18 protein-coding genes are annotated in these 18,608 nt (G+C 67.0%); 14 read left to right on the forward strand and 4 right to left on the reverse strand.

The window, feature by feature from the left end; all coding sequences use genetic code 11:
- Positions 1 to 33 precede the first annotated feature (33 nt).
- A complete protein-coding gene (locus ACGFNU_RS44085; protein ID WP_392602634.1) occupies positions 34 to 762 on the forward strand; it encodes a hypothetical protein in 729 nt (242 codons plus the stop codon).
- On the opposite strand, the gene ACGFNU_RS44090 is transcribed toward ACGFNU_RS44085, so the two are convergent.
- Together ACGFNU_RS44090 and ACGFNU_RS44095 are read right to left on the reverse strand one after the other, a co-directional pair.
- Complete coding sequence (locus tag ACGFNU_RS44090; RefSeq protein WP_392602635.1) at positions 743 to 3,058, reverse strand: tyrosine-type recombinase/integrase; 2,316 nt, start codon at positions 3,056 to 3,058, stop codon at positions 743 to 745. The genes ACGFNU_RS44085 and ACGFNU_RS44090 overlap by 20 nt on opposite strands.
- On the reverse strand, positions 3,055 to 4,458 hold the full coding sequence (locus ACGFNU_RS44095) for a tyrosine-type recombinase/integrase (protein WP_392602636.1): 1,404 nt from the start codon (positions 4,456 to 4,458) through the stop codon (positions 3,055 to 3,057). Before ACGFNU_RS44095 ends, ACGFNU_RS44090 begins: the two co-directional genes overlap by 4 nt.
- Positions 4,459 to 4,533: 75 nt before the next feature.
- Here ACGFNU_RS44095 and ACGFNU_RS44100 point away from each other — a divergent pair, with 75 nt between their 5' ends.
- Positions 4,534 to 4,668, forward strand: a complete 135-nt coding sequence (locus ACGFNU_RS44100; RefSeq protein ID WP_392602637.1) for a hypothetical protein — start codon at positions 4,534 to 4,536, stop codon at positions 4,666 to 4,668.
- A 171-nt stretch (positions 4,669 to 4,839) separates the two neighbouring features.
- On the opposite strand, the gene ACGFNU_RS44105 is transcribed toward ACGFNU_RS44100, so the two are convergent.
- Entirely contained in the window at positions 4,840 to 5,817 is a 978-nt protein-coding gene (locus ACGFNU_RS44105) for an NlpC/P60 family protein (protein ID WP_392602638.1), read from the reverse strand.
- Positions 5,818 to 5,877: 60 nt separating this feature from the next.
- The gene (locus tag ACGFNU_RS44110; protein ID WP_392602639.1) at positions 5,878 to 6,210 is read right to left on the reverse strand and encodes a helix-turn-helix domain-containing protein; all 333 of its coding nucleotides are present in this window, start codon (positions 6,208 to 6,210) and stop codon (positions 5,878 to 5,880) included.
- A 200-nt stretch (positions 6,211 to 6,410) separates the two neighbouring features.
- Here ACGFNU_RS44110 and ACGFNU_RS44115 point away from each other — a divergent pair, with 200 nt between their 5' ends.
- The 12 genes from ACGFNU_RS44115 (at position 6,411) to ACGFNU_RS44170 (ending at position 18,595) form a co-directional block, all read left to right on the forward strand.
- Positions 6,411 to 6,953 carry a hypothetical protein gene (locus ACGFNU_RS44115; protein ID WP_392602640.1) on the forward strand — a complete coding sequence of 181 codons (543 nt, stop codon included), beginning with the start codon at positions 6,411 to 6,413 and terminating at the stop codon, positions 6,951 to 6,953.
- Positions 6,954 to 6,995: 42 nt separating this feature from the next.
- A complete protein-coding gene (locus ACGFNU_RS44120; RefSeq protein WP_392602641.1) occupies positions 6,996 to 7,394 on the forward strand; it encodes a hypothetical protein in 399 nt (132 codons plus the stop codon).
- 119 nt (positions 7,395 to 7,513) lie between these two features.
- A complete protein-coding gene (locus tag ACGFNU_RS44125; RefSeq protein ID WP_392602642.1) occupies positions 7,514 to 8,179 on the forward strand; it encodes a hypothetical protein in 666 nt (221 codons plus the stop codon).
- Positions 8,176 to 9,612 (forward strand): hypothetical protein, encoded by a 1,437-nt coding sequence (locus ACGFNU_RS44130; protein ID WP_392602643.1) that lies wholly within the window; start codon positions 8,176 to 8,178, stop codon positions 9,610 to 9,612. Before ACGFNU_RS44125 ends, ACGFNU_RS44130 begins: the two co-directional genes overlap by 4 nt.
- On the forward strand, positions 9,497 to 11,095 hold the full coding sequence (locus tag ACGFNU_RS44135; RefSeq protein WP_392602644.1) for an SCO6880 family protein: 1,599 nt from the start codon (positions 9,497 to 9,499) through the stop codon (positions 11,093 to 11,095). The genes ACGFNU_RS44130 and ACGFNU_RS44135 overlap by 116 nt, the downstream gene beginning before the upstream one ends.
- A 193-nt stretch (positions 11,096 to 11,288) precedes the next feature.
- The gene (locus tag ACGFNU_RS44140) at positions 11,289 to 12,650 is read left to right on the forward strand and encodes a hypothetical protein (protein WP_392602645.1); all 1,362 of its coding nucleotides are present in this window, start codon (positions 11,289 to 11,291) and stop codon (positions 12,648 to 12,650) included.
- Positions 12,651 to 13,341: 691 nt separating this feature from the next.
- A complete protein-coding gene (locus tag ACGFNU_RS44145; protein ID WP_392602646.1) occupies positions 13,342 to 14,856 on the forward strand; it encodes a type IV secretory system conjugative DNA transfer family protein in 1,515 nt (504 codons plus the stop codon).
- Positions 14,857 to 14,966: 110 nt separating this feature from the next.
- Positions 14,967 to 15,623 carry a DUF4913 domain-containing protein gene (locus tag ACGFNU_RS44150; RefSeq protein WP_392602647.1) on the forward strand — a complete coding sequence of 219 codons (657 nt, stop codon included), beginning with the start codon at positions 14,967 to 14,969 and terminating at the stop codon, positions 15,621 to 15,623.
- Between the two features lie 98 nt (positions 15,624 to 15,721).
- On the forward strand, positions 15,722 to 16,588 hold the full coding sequence (locus ACGFNU_RS44155; RefSeq protein ID WP_392602648.1) for a hypothetical protein: 867 nt from the start codon (positions 15,722 to 15,724) through the stop codon (positions 16,586 to 16,588).
- Positions 16,589 to 16,655: 67 nt separating this feature from the next.
- Positions 16,656 to 17,114 carry a hypothetical protein gene (locus tag ACGFNU_RS44160; RefSeq protein ID WP_392602649.1) on the forward strand — a complete coding sequence of 153 codons (459 nt, stop codon included), beginning with the start codon at positions 16,656 to 16,658 and terminating at the stop codon, positions 17,112 to 17,114.
- Between the two features lie 153 nt (positions 17,115 to 17,267).
- Complete coding sequence (locus tag ACGFNU_RS44165; RefSeq protein ID WP_392602650.1) at positions 17,268 to 17,711, forward strand: hypothetical protein; 444 nt, start codon at positions 17,268 to 17,270, stop codon at positions 17,709 to 17,711.
- Complete coding sequence (locus tag ACGFNU_RS44170; RefSeq protein WP_392602651.1) at positions 17,708 to 18,595, forward strand: hypothetical protein; 888 nt, start codon at positions 17,708 to 17,710, stop codon at positions 18,593 to 18,595. Before ACGFNU_RS44165 ends, ACGFNU_RS44170 begins: the two co-directional genes overlap by 4 nt.
- Positions 18,596 to 18,608 lie beyond the last annotated feature (13 nt).

The following is an 18,608-nucleotide window of genomic DNA, read 5'->3' on the forward strand; positions in this document are numbered from 1 at the left end:
TGGGCGTTTCGGCTGGTCGGGCATGATGTGGCTGTGTCTGAGATCGAGGATGGGCAGTGGATCGATCGGTTGTCGGCTCAACTGGTGGATGCTGAGCGGCCGGCCGAGGTCCTTCGCGTGGCAGGGGCCTGGCTGGCGGCGCGGATGGCGGCCGAGGGCTTCGCGTGGTTGAGGTCGCGGGGCACCCTGCAGCGCGTCGAGGGTGACCGGATGGAACAGATTCACCTGCAGAACTCGCGATCGAACCGAGCAGGTGAGCAAGTGATGTTCAACGTGGTGTTGAACGTCCGGGATCGGCGGCTGGCGGCTTGGCGCGGCGCCCATCCCGACTCTGCGTTGCGTGAGGGCAGCGATGACTGGGTGTGCGGTCACCCGCTCGGGTCGCTGGTGGATTCGATGTTCGGTGGTCACCTCGGCCTGACGCATCCCGTGCAGCGGCTGGAGCGGATGGAGGCGTTCGTCGGCAGGCTCCGGCAGGTGGCCATGCCGTGGTTCGACAGCACCGCCGACCCAAGTCGGCTGGTCACCGATGTTCCGGACCTGACGCTGGGCTTTGACACCTCCGACCTGCTCGAATGGTTGATCAGCCGTGATGAGCAGGGTCAGGCTCGTGCGCTCTTGGAACGCTGGATGGCTCTTTATCCGTCCAATCCGGCCGATTTCGAAGCGGGCTGTGAGCTCGCCCGCCGTGATGGAGAGCGGCCGCCTCCAGGGTGTGGCGAAGCTCCCGGCTGGACGGCGGTCAGGCTGGGCCTGCTGTAAGCCAGGTTCCTGGGCCAGGCGATAGGTAAAGGTGCCTGTCATGGCGTGCCTCCGGACAGGCTGTCGCGCAGTGTGGTGAGGGAGATGAAGGCGCTGTTGTTGCCGAGTTCGCTGGGCGTTGGGCCGCGGGAGTACGAACGTCGGCGAGGCGTTCGGCGAGGGCGCCGACTGCGTCGCGGTCGCCTTCGAGTGCCTGGCGCTCTTCGTCGGTGAGGTCGAGTTGTTCGAGCATCCCTTCGATGCCGTCCTTGACCGCTAGGAGTTGCCCGGCGTGGGACTGTTTGGGCAGGTAGAAGGGGCAACGGGCGCAGGCCAGGCGGTGCGGGCACTTGGCGAAGAAGTCGTAGGTGCAGTAGCCGTCGCCCAGGTCGTAGTACTTCCAGGGCTGTCCGTTGGCGGCAGCGCCGGACAGGATGGTGTCGCGGTCGATGAGGACTTCGATGGTGCGAACGTTGCGGGCGAAGTAGTCGGCCTTTCTGTAGGCGCTGGCGAGGGTGCGCTGCAGGATCGCGGCATAGTGGCGGGTGCTGGAGGGATGTTTGTGGCCGAGCCATTGCTGCAGGTCGGCGAGGGAGAGCGGTTCGCGGGCGTTGAGCAGCTGGGTGGCGATGGTGGCGCGGGCCCGGTGGCTGGTGAGCGCCCCGCGTGAATCGCTCTCGGGGATCCCGGCTTTGCGGCAGAGCGCGGGCAGCACTCGATCGTTGAGGTAGCTGGAGCCGATGAGCTGGCCGCGATGGCAGAACAGGTGCTGGCGGCGCTGACCGGTCTTGCGGTCGGCGATGTCAGGTTGGGGCGGACGGACGAGTTTCCAGGCTTCGATGACCTGGCCGACGACCGGGTCGACGGGCTTGGTGAATGGTCCGGAGGTCTTGTTGGCCGGTATGCGCAGCAGGCAGATCGGATAGGTCTCGCCGGTCTGGTCGTCGGTGCTCTCATCCCAGATGATGCAGTCGAGTTCCAGTCGGCGGATCTCGTCGATGCGGCAGCCTGCGAACAGCCAGACGCCGACCAGGGCACGCATCATTTCGATCGGGTAGTAGGTGGCCCGCCAGCCGGCCGATTTGGCTGCGGGGGTGCCGTAGGGCTTGAGATCTTCGCTGTTGAGGGTGAGGCCGGCGGCCATGAGCTTGGCCCAGGCGGCGTCGTCGATGATCCTGGGGTTCGGGCCGATCTGGGCGCGGCGGGACAGTGGCAGGCTGATCACCCGGCGGGGGTCGAACCTGGGGTGGATCCACTCCCACTCGATGAGGTCGCAGAAGAAACCCCGCAGGCTGTCGATCCGGTTGGCCATTCCCGAGACGCTGATCGGCTCGCCGAAGCGTAGTTTGTTGCGGTTGTGGCCAGCCCATTGTCCGATGGTGGCTTGGAGGGTGTCGGCGACGTACTCGGCGGCGATGTCGCGGGTCCAGGCGTCGGGGCTGAGCGCCTCGGGGTGTTTTTCGGCGGCCCAGCGACCGGCGATGAGCAGGACCGAGAACATCGTGCGGACCGTGCCGGGTTCGTGAGTGCAGAGCTTGCGCCAGCGTTGTGCCCATTCCAGCCATTCGGCCGGAACCGTGGCCAGCGTCTCCGGCTTGGGGCCGCGGTTGTGGTGATTGCTGGTGAGAGGGGCGCGGATGATGCCCCGGTCGGCCAGCACCCGTGAGATCTTGAACAGGCCGTGGCGACGGGATTTCTGATCGGTCCGGTAGTCGGCGATCAGTTCCCCCAGTTGCTCTTCGGTGATGTCGCTCAGATGCGGGCTTCTGCAGCTCAGCAGCAGGTCCATCAGCGCGTTGATGAGTCCCCGGGACAAGGAGTTCTCCGAGGACTTCCAGGTCAGCAGTGTCGACTGGACCTCTTCCAAGGCCGTGTCGACGGCGCCGGGACCGAACACCGTGTCCGCGAGTTTGCCCACGTGGGCGATCCCGGCGCGGCGGTGGAGCCGGTGGTGGCCGCCCAGCAGGTGGCCGTAGGCAACGATCTCGAATCGGCTCTGCTTGGCGGCAGGTCGGTCGCTGCAGGCCAGGTCGATCCAGACCTGCTCGTCCCATCCCCAGTAGGCGCGCTGTTGCCGATGGGTTTCGACCAGCACCAGGTTGCGCGCGATCACGGCGGTCTTCGGTGACCAGCCGGTGAACGCCTCCTCCAGCGGGTCGATCAGCCGTCGCAGTGGGATGCGGTCCTCGGCGGGCAGATGGATGTGGGCCAGGCCCGCGATTCGCTTCAAGGCCTGGCGTTCGGCGGCGGTCAGCTCGGCGGGCAGCCCGGTGACGTTCGTGCGGATCTGAGCGATCGACTCGGCGGTGACGGTCATGACTCCACCACCAATGCGGCCAGGAGCCTCTCGCGGTCGGCCTGGATCGACTTGCTGGCCTTTCGCAGCTTGGCGGCCAGTTCTCTGCCGCTCAGATGGATGTATCGGAGTGTCGTGGAAAGATCCCGATGCCCTGCGTACTGAGCGACCTGATCGATGGTCCAGTCCGCGCGGGCCAGGTCGGTGAGCCGCAGATGCCGGAAGGTATGCGTGGACAACCGTGGCACTCCGGCCGTCTTGGCAATGCCGGTCACGATCTTCGACCAGCTTGACGCACCCAGCGGCGCCCCGAAGTTGCGCCGTGACGCGCTCAGCAGCAGCCGACCATCGACCCGCCCCGCGATCAGGCGGCGCTCGGCGAGGTAGGCCATGAACATGCGCGAGCTGGCAGCGCCGAAACTGACCTCGCGGGAGCGCTTGGACTTGGTGGTCTCTGCGCGCAGGTGGATCAGCAAGTAGGCGGGCTCGAAATCGCCGATCTCCAGCTGGACGAGCTCTTCGCGACGCAGCGCGCCGTCATAGGCCAGTCCCACCATGAGCCGATTCCGCAGTGGCTGCGACTTCACAGCGCTCAGGATCTTCTGCCAGTCCCATTCATTGGGGATCCACGGTGCCTGCTCCACCCGGCGCACGAGCCCCTGCTTAGGGCGTCGTCCACGTCGGCCGGACTGGCCACGGCGGACCGGGTTGCGTTCCCGCAGCTCGTCCTCGACCAGGAACTCATAGAACGAGCGGACCGCGATCACACGCTGCTGAATCGTCGCGTTCGACAGCCCAGAGCCGGAGTCGAAGTGCACGAGCTTGGCCGCCCGCGGATTGGGCCGTTCGTGCATGTCTCCGACCCACGCCGCCACGACATCCGCGCGGACCGTCAACGGATCCGCGCCCACCAGGGCACAGAACCGCAGATGATCCTCGACCGCCCGCCCGTACGCCTCGACCGTGTTCGGCGCCCGCCCGATGTTCGCGGTGAACTGCAGCCACCGCCGAGCATGCTCATGCCCGGCCGCCAGGGGGAACTTGTCCCAGTTGATCGATGTCATGGGCGAAGAACTTAGATCACCCAGATTCCAAATAAGACAGAACCAGCAGGCGCTCTTGGGAGGTACCGGGAGGCCGGCTGACCGGATGATGCGGGGGCAGTCGGTACGGCGGATGCCCAGGTCGAGGAGCGGGTAGACGATCTGTTCGTAGGGTTCGCAGCGGCGATTGTTGGCGCGGTGGATCTCATCGACACTGATGCCGATGCCGATGGTGGCCGGGTTGGTGGCGCTGGCACCGTGGGCTTTGAGGTAGCGGCCGATGACTCGGATCTTGAAGTCGGCGGTGCAGCTGCGGGTGCCGGGTGCGCCGTTGCTCATGCGGACGGGGACGGGGATGGATCGCGAGCCTTCGCGCATGAGGCGGCCGTAGAGGGTTTCGGTGCTGCCATCGCGCTTGATCCGCGGTAGCAGGTGCAGGTCGATGTTGTGTTGGTGGGCGAATGGGAGTGCGTGGTCGTGGAGGTATTGGAGGGTGGCGGGGTGTTCGCTGTCGTCGCCGACGTTGGCGAACAGGAAGAGGTTGAAGTCGAGCTTGCCTTGGGCGGCGAGGACGAGGGCCGCGGTTGATTGCCAGCCGCCGCCGTAACTGAAGGCGCGGATCGGGCCGCACGAGATCGGGACTCTGGGAGGTTTCGGTCGGGCGTGGCGGGTCGGGTGGTGGTGGCGGGCTGCGGGGCGGTGGGCGTGGCGAGGAGGCTTGGCCGGGTTTTTGCTGTTGGTCATGGGAGCGCCTCGGGGTTATTGGTGCCGGTTGCGTGGGGTTGGGCGGGTGGCGCCGACGTATTGCCGTTGGCGGTAGGCGCTGCGGGCGAATTCGGCTTCGCGGACGACGTCGCCGGTCTGGGGTGCGTGGACCATGCGGCCGCGGCCGAGGTAGATGCCGACGTGGTGGATGGTGCGCGGGTTGCGCGGGTTGGTGGCGAAGAACAGCAGGTCGCCGGAGGCCAAGGCGTGGCGGGGTATGTGAGGGCCGTCGTCGTATTGGTCGGCGGCGACGCGGGCGATCATCACGCCGGCTTTGGCCCAGGCGTATTGGGTCAGGCCCGAGCAGTCGAAGCCTTTGATGTTCGCGCCGTGCTCGATGCCGTAGGTGGGTCCTGATGGACCACCGCCGCCCCAGGAATAGGGGGTGCCGCGCCATCTGAGAGCGGCACGGACGGCGACGGCACCGCGGCCGCTGGAGGTGGGGGCGGCGTAGCGGCCAGCTTGGGCCAGGACTTTGCGGACGTACCAGTCGGCGTGGTTGTAGCGCCAGATCGCTTGGTGGAGGTGCTTGCCGCCTTGACTTGCGTGGTTGGCGCATAGGTAGTTGGCGGCGCCGTGGATGGCGTCGGCTGGGTTGTAGCGGTTCTTGTGGCTGTCGTGGTTGCCGTCGGCTCCGTAGGCGGCCCAGGTGGCGGCCAGGAATTGCATGGGGCCGCCGGCTCCGGCGTGGTTTTCACCGGAGCGGATGCCGGGGAGTGGGGAGCGTCCGTGGTCGGACTCCACTTTGCCGATCGCGGCGAGTACCGCCCAGGGCAGGCTGGGGCAGGTCTGTGCGGCGTCGGTATACCAGCGCAGGTAGTCGGGCGGGATGTCGTCGCGGGCGTAGGCGGTGGGCGCGCCCGCGGATGTCGCGTCGGCGCTGGCGGTGTGGTTACCGCCTGCCAGCAGGGTGGCGAGGGCGAGGGGGTAGGCGAGCAGGCCGGCGGCGGCGACGCAGGCGGCGGCCTTCACCGGGGTTGATGCAGGGCCGCCGCCAGGCGATGGGGTGTGGGTCTGGTTCGGGGCGGTGGGCTAGTCGGCCGACGGGCTTGGTTGTTGGGCTCCGGTGCGGGCGCGGCGTTGGGCTCGGTAGCCGGCGCCCTTCTTTGTCGCTGGCTCTTCGGGCCGGTCGTTGGGTTGATCATCGGCGGTTACCCCTGGTTCTCGGTGGGGCTGCCGCAGCACCTGGCGGACCGCTTCCCAGGAGTACCGGAAGTCCTTGCCGGTCTTGAGCGCCGGGATCTGTCCCGCGTTGGCCATCCGGCGGACGGTCTGAGCGGACAGGCCGAGCTTGGCGGCGAGTTCGGCGGTGGTGAGCACGTCGGGGTCGCGGCCGGACTGCTCGGGCGTCGACTCGTCGGTCATGGCGGTGGCTCCTGGTGTGTGGTTCACGGTTCGCCTTCCCAGTGTGGTGGATGGGTGCTGCGGAAGCACGTTCTTCGGATGTGTGGATCCTGTTGAAGCTCTTTGACACTGCTTGCGCTCTGTAATTCTGCCACGTACCGTAAGCATCTCGCCACCCAGTGAGACGAAATCGGGGGATGATGGTGATTCAAGCTGGGAACATGCGGCTCCAGGCCCTGGTTGCGCGCCCGCGGGGTCGGCACACGCTGGTTCATTGCGCGAGTCAGGCGGACGCGCCCACCTCGATCCCTGCTCCGGTCGTCGTGGAGCTCGTGGTGATGGGTGCCCACGGCGGAGCCGGCACCACCACGCTGGCAAGGCTGCTGGGCCCGTCTTGGGACATGGGTTCCATCACGCGGCGACAGCCTGATCGCGCACCCTTCGTGACCCGAGGGCGCCCGTTGGTGCTGGCGTGCCGCAATACGCCAGCGGCAGCACGCGCTGCGACGGCGGCGATCGCGGCTCTTCGCCATGGCGGCCAGGAGGTGGCCGTCCTGGTCGTCGTGGGCGACGGCGGCCCCGAGCCTCGTGATGCAACGGCACGGTTCGCCTTGCTGGCCGACCGGACCGGAGGCCTGGTGCGAATGCCGTTCGTGACCTCGCTACGCCTCGTCGACGACCCCGTATCCGTTCGTCTCCCGGCGAAAGCACAAGCAGCCCTTGCCGCCGTCCATGACCTGACTCGTGGCCAGCTCAGGCCCTGATTCCAGACCCTTCAGCCACGCAACCACGCTCCTGGAGACCTCATGCCATTCCAGCCCTACGGCCTGCTCTTGCTCGTATTCGATCGTCTGCATCTGGAGCATGCAACGAAGCCGTCGGGGCAAGGCCCGGACGGACGGCGCATTCACGTCCTTGAGACTTCCCCTCCGTCCACGAGACCGGGCATCAAGATCCCTGACCCGCCTCCCAAGGCGCCGCCCGGCCTGGATCAGAAGATGGAGCTGCTGCTGAGCTGGGGCAAATACGCGGTTCTGATCTGCGGGCTGGCGGGGCTGTTCATCTGTTCCGCACAGATGGCCATCGGCCGCAAGAACCGCTCCACGTTCGCCGCCGACGGCGCGACCGGAGTCCCCTGGGTGCTGGGCGGGTTGAGTCTCGCCGTGACGGCTGCCTCAATCGTGGGGGTGTTCTTCAACCAATGAACCGGTACCGAACACCCCCAGGCGTCTCGCCTACCGGCTCCTCTGTTGTCCCTCTCCCCCGTCATCGGCGGCGACGCGCGTGTGCCACCCTCGCCGCTGCGACCGCGGTGTGTGGGGTCGTGGTGTACGCCGCGCTTCCCGACGGCGACCCTCCGTCGGAATCCGATCAGGTCCGGCCCGGCAATGCGGAACGCGCCGTGGCCGCGCGGCTGCAGATCGAGCCGCAGATCACGGTGGCCGACCTGGCTTGGCATGACTTCCATGGCATCGCTCTCCCCTCGTCCGCCGCTGACGGTCCACGGGAAAACAGCGGCGAGTTGGCCGCCGGTTTCTCCCAGACGCCGCGCGGAGCCTTGCTGGCCGCGGTCCACATCACCGGTCGCGCCAATTCGGTGTGGGGACCTCACGTCTTCGAGACGACGATCGCCCGCCAGATCGCCGGTCCAGACGCCGAAGCTCTCACCGAGTTGACTCGGCGAGCGCATCAGGAGGAAACCCGCCGCCGTGGTCTGCGTTACACGCAAGCGCTGCCGGCCATAGCGACCATCGAGGGATTCCGTTGGCTCGGCTACACGCCCGACGTCGCCGGCCTGGATCTGCTGTCGTCCACGCCGGGAGACAGCGATTCCAAGGTCAGAGCATCCACCAGGATCTGGTTGCGATGGCAGGCAACCGATAAGGGTGGCGACTGGAGCGTGATCGCACCGCCGAAGGGTGACTGGAGTCTCGCTGCCGTGCCGGTCACCTCGTCCGCCGGCTACACCACATTCGCGGCGAACGGGTGATCGCCGTGATGCTTCATCTCCCGCAGCGGCCGCCCTGTCCAGGCACGGCCGTTCTCGATCCGGCTTGTGTGCAGACCGTGGAAGGTGATGACGACGGCGGTCACCCGTTCGGCCCGCCGATGCCCGATCTACCGGCCGAGATCGGCGGCAATGTCCTGGAGGAGCTGGCCAAAGCCTTCCGCGACGCGGTCGGCTGGATGGTCTCCAAGACTGCATCCTGGTGGGTCCAGACTCCCCCGCCGGATCTGGAGCACGAGCCCGCTATCGGTCTGCTCCAGCACCTGACCCAGCCAATCACGATCGCGGTGGCGATGGCGGCAATGCTCATCGTCGCCGGGAAGATGACACTGACCCGCAAGGCCAATCCCTTGATCGACGCCGGACGTGGCCTGGTGGTCTTGGCGGTGGTGACGGCCATCGGCGCGGTCCTTCCCAACCAGCTGCTCCAATGGGGAGATCAATGGAGCCGATGGGTACTGGAGGCCTCAGCCGAAGGCGGCTTCGCCACCAAGATGGCCCTCATCACGGCACTGCCCGGCCAGATACCGGCCGTTCTGGTCATCTTGTTGAGTCTCGTCGCGCTCGTCGTCGGGATCATCCAGGCGTTCCTGATGCTCTTCCGCGGCGCCGCGCTCATCATCCTTGCCGGGGTACTGCCGCTGGCCGCCGCGGGCATGATCACTCCGGCGACCCAGCCGTGGTTCAAGAAGGTCACCGGATGGGGGCTGGCGCTGATCTTCTACCAACCGGCGGCGGCCGCGGTGTACGCGACCGCGTTCATCTTGATCGGCGATGGCCAGGGCATCCACTCGACGCTCATGGGATTCACCATGATGCTCGTCAGCCTGATCGCGTTCCCCGTCCTGTTGAAGTTCTTCACCTGGACCACGAGCCAAGCCGAGTCCGGTGGCTCCAACGGCATCTTGGGGACCGTGCTCAGCGGAGCCATGACGCTCGGCGCGCTGCGTTCCTATACCGCGTATGGCGGCTCCAACAACAGCCAGGACACCTCGGCCAGCGAGCATGCCAGCTATCTGCGTCAACAGCTCGGGGAGCAGCCTGGCGAGCAGCCATCAGCAGAGAACCCGCCCCACCTGCCCAACGGACAGGAAGAGCAGCAGTCAACAGTCCACTCCAACGACCAGGCCCCGAGCGCGGCGCAGTCGCAACCCACGGCGGAACCCACAGGAAGCGCCTTCGAGACGTCGGGCAACGGTGCACCGGGCGACCATGACGGCGGCCTTGGACAGTCATCGAGCGACCCAGCAGGCGAGCCGGTGGGGCCCACAGCCGCCAGTGCTTGGGATCACGAACGCCGTGAAGCATCACAACGCCCAGTCCGCTGGCTGGGCCAACCATCCGGATCGAACGACGGTGCAGGTGGCCCGACTGGCGCGGCCGGCGCTGAAGGAGGTGGCGGCGGTGGCGCATGAGAACCGAACATACGAGGTCCGCACGTACGGCGGATGGCGACGCCGCCGCGGCATCGGGCTGCTCGGCATGGACACGACCGCCACATTCGTCGCCCTTGGCGGCGCGATGTCGGTGATCCTGCTCGGGGCCTTCATTCCTGTGGCCTTGCTGGTGATCGGGCCACCGCTCATGGTCGCCGGAGCACTCTGCATGGTGCGGGTGTCTGGAGTGCCGATCGGACGTCTGGCTCTGGCCCGCTGCCGCTGGTGGTGGGGATCGATGCGGGGACGGACGCGCTACAGCGCCGGGGTGGTTGTCGACCATCCCAGAGCGTTCCAGTTGCCTGGCATCCTGGCTCCGTTGACGCTGCTGAGCGCCGAGGACGGTGCCGGTGGCAGGTACGGGATTGTGTGGGATCGCCGGACCGGGCGCCTCACCGCCACGTTGCGAGTGGTGCCGGCATCGACCTGGCTCGCGGACCGGACTGACGCCGACACATGGGTGGCCGCCTGGGGCCAATGGCTGGCCAGGCTCGGGCATCTCCCGGCCGTGTGCTGGGTGAGCGTGACGGTCGAGACCGCCCCCGAACCAGGCTCCACACTTGCCGACAACGTGAACCGTTCGATCGCGCCCGACGCACCGGCCACCGCCAAACACATTCTGAACGAACTGGTGTCCAGCGCTCCAGGAGCCGCCGCGGACGTGGACACCCGGGTTTCGATTACCTTCGATCCTCAGGCGTTTCCCACTTCACCACGTGACCTGACGATGGCGGCCGCAGAGGTCGGCCGTGCGCTGGACGGGCTGTCGTCCGCGCTGGGCGGCTGTGGGGTGAGCGTGCTCGGCCGGGCGAGCGCCGCAGAGATCGCCGGTACGGTCAGGACCGCGTTCGATCCGCCCGCCCGGGGCGAGGTCAACCGGCTGCTCAGCCGCGCCGGCGATACCGGCGAACTGCTCGCCTGGAGCGACGCCGGCCCCGTACACGCGATCGAGCACACCGGTCATTACGAGCACGACGGCGCCGTCAGTGTCTCGTGGGCCTGGCAGGAGCCGCCTCGTCAGAACGTGCACTCCGACGTCCTTGCGCGCCTGGTGAGCCCAGGCCCGTTTCCCAAACGGATCACGCTGCAGTACCAGGCGCTGCCGGCCGCAGCAGCAAGCCGAGTGCTCCAGCAGGAGGTGAACGCGGCGGCGTTCCGTGCTCAGTTCCGCCGCCGCACAGGCCGAGACGAAACTGCTCGCGACTCCTGGGACACCGCTCGCGCGCGCCAAGCAGCAGCCGAGGAAGCAATGGGTGCAGGCGTGTGTCTGGTGTCGCTCTACGCGACCGTCACCGTCACCGCCCCTGACGACCTCAGACGCGCAATCGCACACGTGGAAGCCGCCGCCGATACATCCCGGATCCGCCTACGCCGCCTTTGGGGCAGCCAAGCCGCAGGGTTCGCCACCACCCTGCCGTGCGGGATCTGTCCACCTGACCTGTCACGACGTGCCATTCACTGACGGAGCTCACCCCATGCCCCCAACTCGTCTTCCACTCAGCACCCGCTCAGCCTCGAAATCAATCGACGGAATCCGCGCCCAACCGCGTTCAAAAAGGGAGATCGCCGCTCGGCTCCAGTCAGTGGAGAACGAGGTGATGGCCCAGCCGCTGGCGCCTGCCCGGGGCTGGAAGCACCGCGGGGCAGGCCGTTCTGTGCACATTGAGCCAGCGCCGCAGTTTCAGGCCACCACCAGCCAGGCCTGCGGGCTCTATCCGTTCACCGCCGGATCGGGCACGCCCTCCGTGGGAACGCCGATCGGACGCCATCAACTGTGGGGCGAGGTCGTCTGCCTGGATCCCCTCGCATGGCTGCGCGCCGGCCTGGTCACCAACCCCGGCATGTTCGTCCTCGGCCAGCCCGGCACAGGCAAATCCACCCTGGTCAAACGGCTCGTCACCGGGGCCGTCGCAACGGGAACCACCCCGATCATCCTCGGGGACAGCAAACCCGACTACACCATGCTCGTTCAGCACCTCGGCGGCCAGGTCATCCGCGTCGGCCGCGGCCTGGACCGCATCAACCCGCTCGACTCAGGCCCGCTCGCCGCAGCACTCCGGCATCTCACCGGAGGTGAAGGAACCACACTGCGCTGGGAGGTCAGATCTCGGCGACTGTCGCTGCTGATGGCTCTGGCCACCCTCATCCGCGAAGCGCGCATCACCAACGCCGAAGAAGTCGTGCTCGGCCGCGCCATCGACCTCCTCGACGACCGCCTAAATCGCGATCCCACCATCCCCGACGTACTGCAGGTGCTGGAGGAAGGACCCAGCGAGCTCCGGACAGCAGCCCGCACCGACAACGACGACGCCTACCGGCGGCAGACCCGTGAACTCGTCTTCACCCTCGACCTACTGCTGACAGGGTCCCTGGCCGGAGTGTTCGACTCCCCCACCAGCCGCCCCCTTGAGCTGGATGCGCCCGCGATCAGTGTCGACATCTCGACCGTCGGCGCAGCCGGAGACAAGCTGCTGACAGCGGCCATGTTGTGCACCTGGGCGTACGCGTTCGCGATGGTCGACGCCTCCGCCGCCCTCGCCGACCTAGGAACAGGCCCACGCCGTTCCTACCTCGGAGTCATGGACGAACTCTGGCGAGCACTCCGCGGAGCCCCCGGCCTCGTCGAACACGCCGATGCCCTCACCCGGCTCAACCGCGCCAAGGGCATGGCGTCCATCATGATCACCCATTCGCTCGCCGACCTGGACGCCCTGGCCACCGAGGAAGACCGGGCCAAGGCCCGCGGATTCGCCGAACGCTCAGCGATCACCGTCCTGGCCGGGCTCCCGCCCCGGGAGCTGGCCCGCATCGGCGAGATCGTCCCGCTCACCGGCCCCGAAAAGCACCTGGTCACCTCCTGGTCCGCGCCGGACTCATGGCAACCCGACGCCCGCCATCCCGGCCGCGGCAAGTACCTGATCAAGACCGGCGAACGCCTCGGGATCCCCGTAGAGCTATCCCTCGTCGGGGTTGAGACAACTCTCTACGACACCGACCAAGCCATCCGCGCCCTGTAGACGAGCTCGCATCCCCGCGAGCCCATCACATCCGCATCAGATCATCGACCAGTCACATCCGGCTCCAAGAAAGGACGCGTCCATGAACGACCACGTCAACGCCTGGAGGAACCATGTCCACGTCCCGCAGCCTGACCGCGCCCGGCGCGACCCTTACGACCACGAGCGCCGGGGCCCACGGTCCTCGTCCCGAGCATGACTCCCTCACCGCCGAGCCCTCCGAAGGTCAGCGCCCCCTGCGACCGAGCCCGAGCTATGAGTCGCACCGGGTGACCAGTCGATCCGGCGTCTCATGGATCCGCTGCCGCTTCGGCCTCGGGCAGGGGACGGCCGACGGCCGGAACGCCAAGGGACGGTCATGACCAGAGCTTTGGGGCCACGTGCATCGATCTGGCATACCGGTGCCGCCGGAGGCTGGATGATCCTGACGAGCTGCTGGGCACCTGTCGGCGGTCTGTGGCTGGTCTGGGCCGCCGCGAGGCTCGCCGCTGCATTGACCGGTGGGCGCGTCATGCCGTTCGGCGCACGGTTCGCAGTCGCAGCGGGACGAGGCGAGACCGAACTCCTATGGCCAGGCACACCGACCCCGCTCGTCCTATTCATCGTGGCGGTAGTCGTGACAGCCGCTGCGGTGGCGGTCTGGCTGGTGTGGCAGCGCGTTGTCCGACGGCTCCTGCGGCCGGGAGATCCTGTGGCCGCGCTCGCTCACAACCCGTCCCTGGCCTCACTGCACCACCAGTCGACAGCCAAGCGCGCGCGGGCGCTACGCCCCTCCCTCGCCGAGCGCGCTACCGCCGAAAGGCTGCCCGATGCAGAGGTGGGTCTGGTGCTCGGGGATGCTCTGGAACGAGGTGGACGTACGGGGAAGACGCTGTTCACGTCCTGGGAGGACACGGTCGTCGCGTTCATGGCGCCCCGTTCCGGCAAGACCACAACTCAGTCGATTCCGCACGTGCTTTCGGCGCCTGGTCCGGTCATCGCCACCAGCAACAAGGCCGATCTGTGGGCTGCGATCTCCGCTCTCCGCGCGTCCAAGACCGGCGGAAGGATCTGGCTCTTCGACCCCCAGCACATCACCTATCAGCTGCAGGAATGGTGGTGGAACCCGCTCGGACGCCTGACCACCGTCGAAGACGCTCATCGCCTCGCCGGCCACTTCGTCCTCACCGTCGACGACGGACAGAAGAAGGACCTCTGGGGCCCGGCAGCACAAGATCTACTCTGTGCGCTCTTCCTGGCCGCCGCTGCGTCCGGGCGGACTCTGCACCACGTCGCTCACTGGCTGGACGAACCGGCCGTTCCCACTCCGATCGAGCTGCTCGAACAGGCGGGCTTCACGCTGATGGCGTCCTCGCTCAAGGGCACGCAGAACGGCGCGGTGGAAACACGTGACGGCATCTACCAAACGGCTCGTACCGCAGCCAAGTGCCTCCGAGACGAGGAGATCCTGGCCTGGGTCACTCCCCACACCGGCCTCCGGTCGTTCGACCCGGACGAGTTCGCTGGCTCGCTCGACACGCTCTATCTGCTCTCCAAGTCGTTGTCGGCCGCCGCTCCGCTCATCGCGGCGCTCACCGACACGACGATGCGGGCCGCTGAACGTCGAGCCGAGCAACATGGCGGTCGCCTCGATCCGCCCCTCGTGGTGGCTCTCGACGAGGCCGCCAACATCTGTCGCATCGCCGATCTCCCGCAGCTCTACAGTCATCTGGGGTCACGCGGCATTGTCCCGGTAACGATCTTGCAGTCCTACGAACAAGGCGTGACCGTGTGGGGCGAGCCCGGGATGGCAGCGCTCTGGGGCGCAGCGACCCGGAAGGTCATCGGAGCCGGCATCGACTCACCGCGCCTCGTCCGCGACCTGGCCACCCTGGTCGGACAGCACGACGTTCCCGTCCGGTCCATCACCTACGGCGACGGGCGGGCCACCGAACAGATCTCCCTCCGTCGCCAAGAGGTTCTCGAAGCCGCCGATATCCGCGCCCTTCCCGCAGGCACCGCTCTGCTGCTCGCCACCGGTACCAAGCCCGCGCTCATCCGCCTCAAACCTTGGTACCTGGGACCGCACGCCGACATGATCACGGCCGCCGCCAAGGCCGCCGGTACCGCCATAGCCGAAGCTGCTCGACGCCGCCGCGACCGCGGCCAGGAGATCGACGGCCTGGACGAAGGCGACAGCGGCCTTTGGCAGGACTATCGCCTCTGAGTTGGCGTCTACCCGACGCCACCAGCCAACCGACGTAATCACCCCACCGTGCCGTTCACAAGAAGGGACGCCCCAGACCATGAACGTCTCATCAGTGGAGATCCAGCCTCATGTCTCAGCCCACATCCCGTCACGCCTCGAAGCCCACCGTCACCGACGACATCGACTCCATCGCTGCTGAGCGACCAAAAGCCGACATCACCAGCACGAGCGTCTCGGGTAGCTCCGTCGCCGTCATCGGCACCAGCGCATCCCGCGATGAGGTTCAGGACGCTCCGGAGGAGGCCCCCGACGAGCCCCAGCCCTGCTTCCCCTCAGTCGAAGCCTGGGTGACCGGCCACTTCGTGCTGATGTATCGCCGCACGTTGGGCGGCGAGTTCCGCTGGTGCAGCCAGTGGTGGCAGCACGCCGAAGCGATCTCCCGTCTAACAGCGCTCTGGTACGCGTGGGAGGCCATGCGTCTCCAGGGCGCCACCGGCATAGGCCTCTGGCACCGCGACCATCTGGACCACCAGCTTCCCATCCTCCTTGGCGCCCGCGGTCCCTTCTACCAGTGCACGGAACACCAGCACCTAGAACCGCATCAGGCCATCACCCAGCCCGCCCCGCCTGGCTGGTGGAGCGACGGCCCACACAGCGATCTCGCGAACGCACCCATGGACCACAACAGCGGCAAGCCATCACAGGCGGCCGCAGATCATGCGGCATGTCGTCCTAATCCTCCGGCGCCTACCAACACGGTCCAAGGCTCGAGTGACGACCAGTAGCAACACCTCGCGGCGCTAGTCCTGCACTCCCTCTGCGCGCCCCCATGGGCTCGCGGGCACCCGATCCCAGCTTTCCTTCGCTCCTTCATGGAGGGCGCATGCCTGATGACGATGACGCGATCTTCACCGATCCGGCGGTGCTGGCGAGCCACGGTGCCGCCGTCATGGACCACTACCAGCGGAACTACGACGATCTCGACCATCGCACCAGCACCGACGACGCGAGCGAAGGACTCTCGTTCCTGCTCGCCGACCTGATGCACTACGCCGAGAGCCGGGGCGTTGACTTCGAGGGTGCACTCAAGGACGCCCGGCTCGGATACGCCGACGAACGCCTCGGACCCGGCGAGTTCGTGATCTCGTCCACCGTCCAAGTCACCGGAACGCGCGCAGCCGAACGTGAGGCGACAGGCCGAGCGACAAAGGGACAGGTAACCGGCTACCTCACGCAGCCTGAAGGCGGCCAGACGATCTATCACGTGGCGTTCCTAGGCGAGGTGAACAGCCACCAGATCCCCCCCGATGCGCTGCGGTCGGCACCACCATTCCCTCAGGTGCCGACTCTCGCTGGCCCCGTCACCACCATGCTCGATGCCGAGGCCGCCTTGGTGGACACGACCTTGCGCATCGAGCTGAGCGACGCGCCAGGCTCGACGCTCCGACTCCAGGACATCCGCGACCATCGAGTCCTGATCACCGCTCTCTGCGACTGGACCGGCCTCGGCCCCGCCCAGATCTCCAGGCTGCTACGGCCACGCGTGAACGCCAAGCTCCGTGCGTCCGGTCCAGACCCAGAGATGCCAACGACCTCACAGGACGCCACTGCTCCGGCCCAGCTCGCGGCCAAGGACTTCCCGGTGTCTCTGCACACTGCCGGTGCTGCCGAACCTCATAACGCCAACCATCCGGCCGCCCCATCACCATCTCGCGATCGACCTGCCGCAAACCCCAAGAACCACCGCTGACGGCTGGCATTCAGCGCGAAGCGTCACCGCTTCCTGCACGACCCTCATCCCACAATTCAGGAGAACCATGCTGCCGGAGACCATCGACCGCACCATCGAGGACCTCTCCGCCCCCGTGTCGATGCCATGGCGGCTCGCTCTCATCGATCACGCCCTGCAAGTAACGGACGCAGGTCTTCGCGAACTGGCGTTACTGCAACTGCTGGACCCTTCACCGGACTGGACCGCCATCCGCCGTCACTGCGGCACAACGCGCAAGCTGCTGGCCCGCGCTCCCTCGCGTCAGCCCGTGGTGTGGTCCCCACCGGCACGCGATCTAGAGCTGCCGTCTCCGGCGGTCTCTTGCACCATCGACATGCTCACCGAGCTGTCGAGCGCCTTGGCGCTGGCCCTGGTGAGCACAGCCGAAGACGCCACGAACCCGGTCGACGAGATCTGCTGCCGCTCCGCAGCCCTGACCGGGGCAGCTCTGCACACAGCCCTGCTCAACTTGCCCAAGGCGTCCGTTCGATCACACGACTCCTGAGCACTCGAAAACAGTCAGCTCGAAGTTTGTTGCTTTTAGTTGACGGCCTGCTCTTCGGCAATCAGACTAGGAGTCAGCAACTTTAGTAGATGGCAACGACCGAAGTTGCTCAAGACTCCGAGGATGCCTTCCCCCTCCCTAAGGAGGTCGCCCTTGTTCGACTACATCGCGTACGTGACACGGCAGATCCAATCCGCCAACCGGATACCCGCGCTGATCACCGCAGCGTTCGTCGGCCTAGAACTGACCGAACGAGCTGCCACCGTCCTGCTGGAGAACGCGCCTGAGGAAGCCGTCGATGCCTATCGGTCCGCGCTCACCGAAGCCACACACGCGTGGTGGGCACTGTCACATGCGCCCTCGCTGGCCTGGCCGGACGACCCAGACGCCGACTATGTCGCACCCCACGAACTGGCCGTCGCACTACGCGACCTGGTCCATGTCGTGACCGACGCTCTTCACGGGGTCGCAGCTCAGTCCATCGCGCAGGCCGACCGCACCGCCTGCCTGATCGCCGCCTCCCACGCAGTACGCATCCACGAAGCACTGTCGCGGCCGAACGGACTGGGCTCCAGCAGCAAGGAGTCCGACGCGTGACCAACAGCGAGGCCACCGATCCGGCCACCATCCGCCGCGTCACCAATGCGGCGAGGGCCATTGCCATCTACGAACTGGTCACCTTCCCAGGCCAGCCCTCCAATCTCTCCGGCGACAGCGAAGACGCCAAAGCGCTGCTCGGTTCCCTCCTTTGCGACCTCGAGCATTACGCCGACGCACTCGGCATCGACTTCACCGAAGCAGCGAAGGCAGGCCGAGCCGCACACGCCGACGAGATCGCCGAAACTCAACGGTTCCATCCAGGCGACGAGGTCAAGCTGCGCCGACCAGGCGGCGCATGCGGCACCATTACCGGCTTTCAGTGCGAACCTGGTGACGAGCCGACCTTCATCGTCGAGATCCCTGGCCGCGCGTACCTCCTGATGGAACAGAGCGTCCACCTCGAGCCGGCACCACCGTTCCCAACCGTGACAACGCGGCTGGGCGAGGTGATGCGCGCCGACCAAGCGGACAAGATGCTTCTCAAGCTGGCGATCCGTAGCCCCCGCACCGGAGCCGACGCCATCACCCGGCAGGAGTGCGGCAAACTCCTGGACGCCCTGAGCTCCTGGAGCGGAACTCCCAGGCATCAACTCCTGGCAGTCCTCGGCCCCGGCCTGGCAGACCGCATCGCCACAGAGCCCTGGGCAGACACCACAAGCCAGGGGGCACGAGCGAACATCCACAACAACGACGTCGCAGCGGCCCTCTCACCATCAACGAACGACTCCACCAAGACGTCCTCACGGCTGGCCGCACTCGACTTCCCTCACGACATCGCCGAGGTCGTTTCAAGCTCCCCCAAGCCCGACGCCCTCCCCCGACTTCACGCCACAGAGAACCGAGCCCCATCACGAGCAATAACAACATCCCAGCATGCCTGATCAGGAGGGCAGC

This window comes from Spirillospora sp. NPDC048911 (assembly GCF_043198015.1).
In the GTDB taxonomy this organism is placed as follows: Bacteria; Actinomycetota; Actinomycetes; order Streptosporangiales; family Streptosporangiaceae; genus Spirillospora.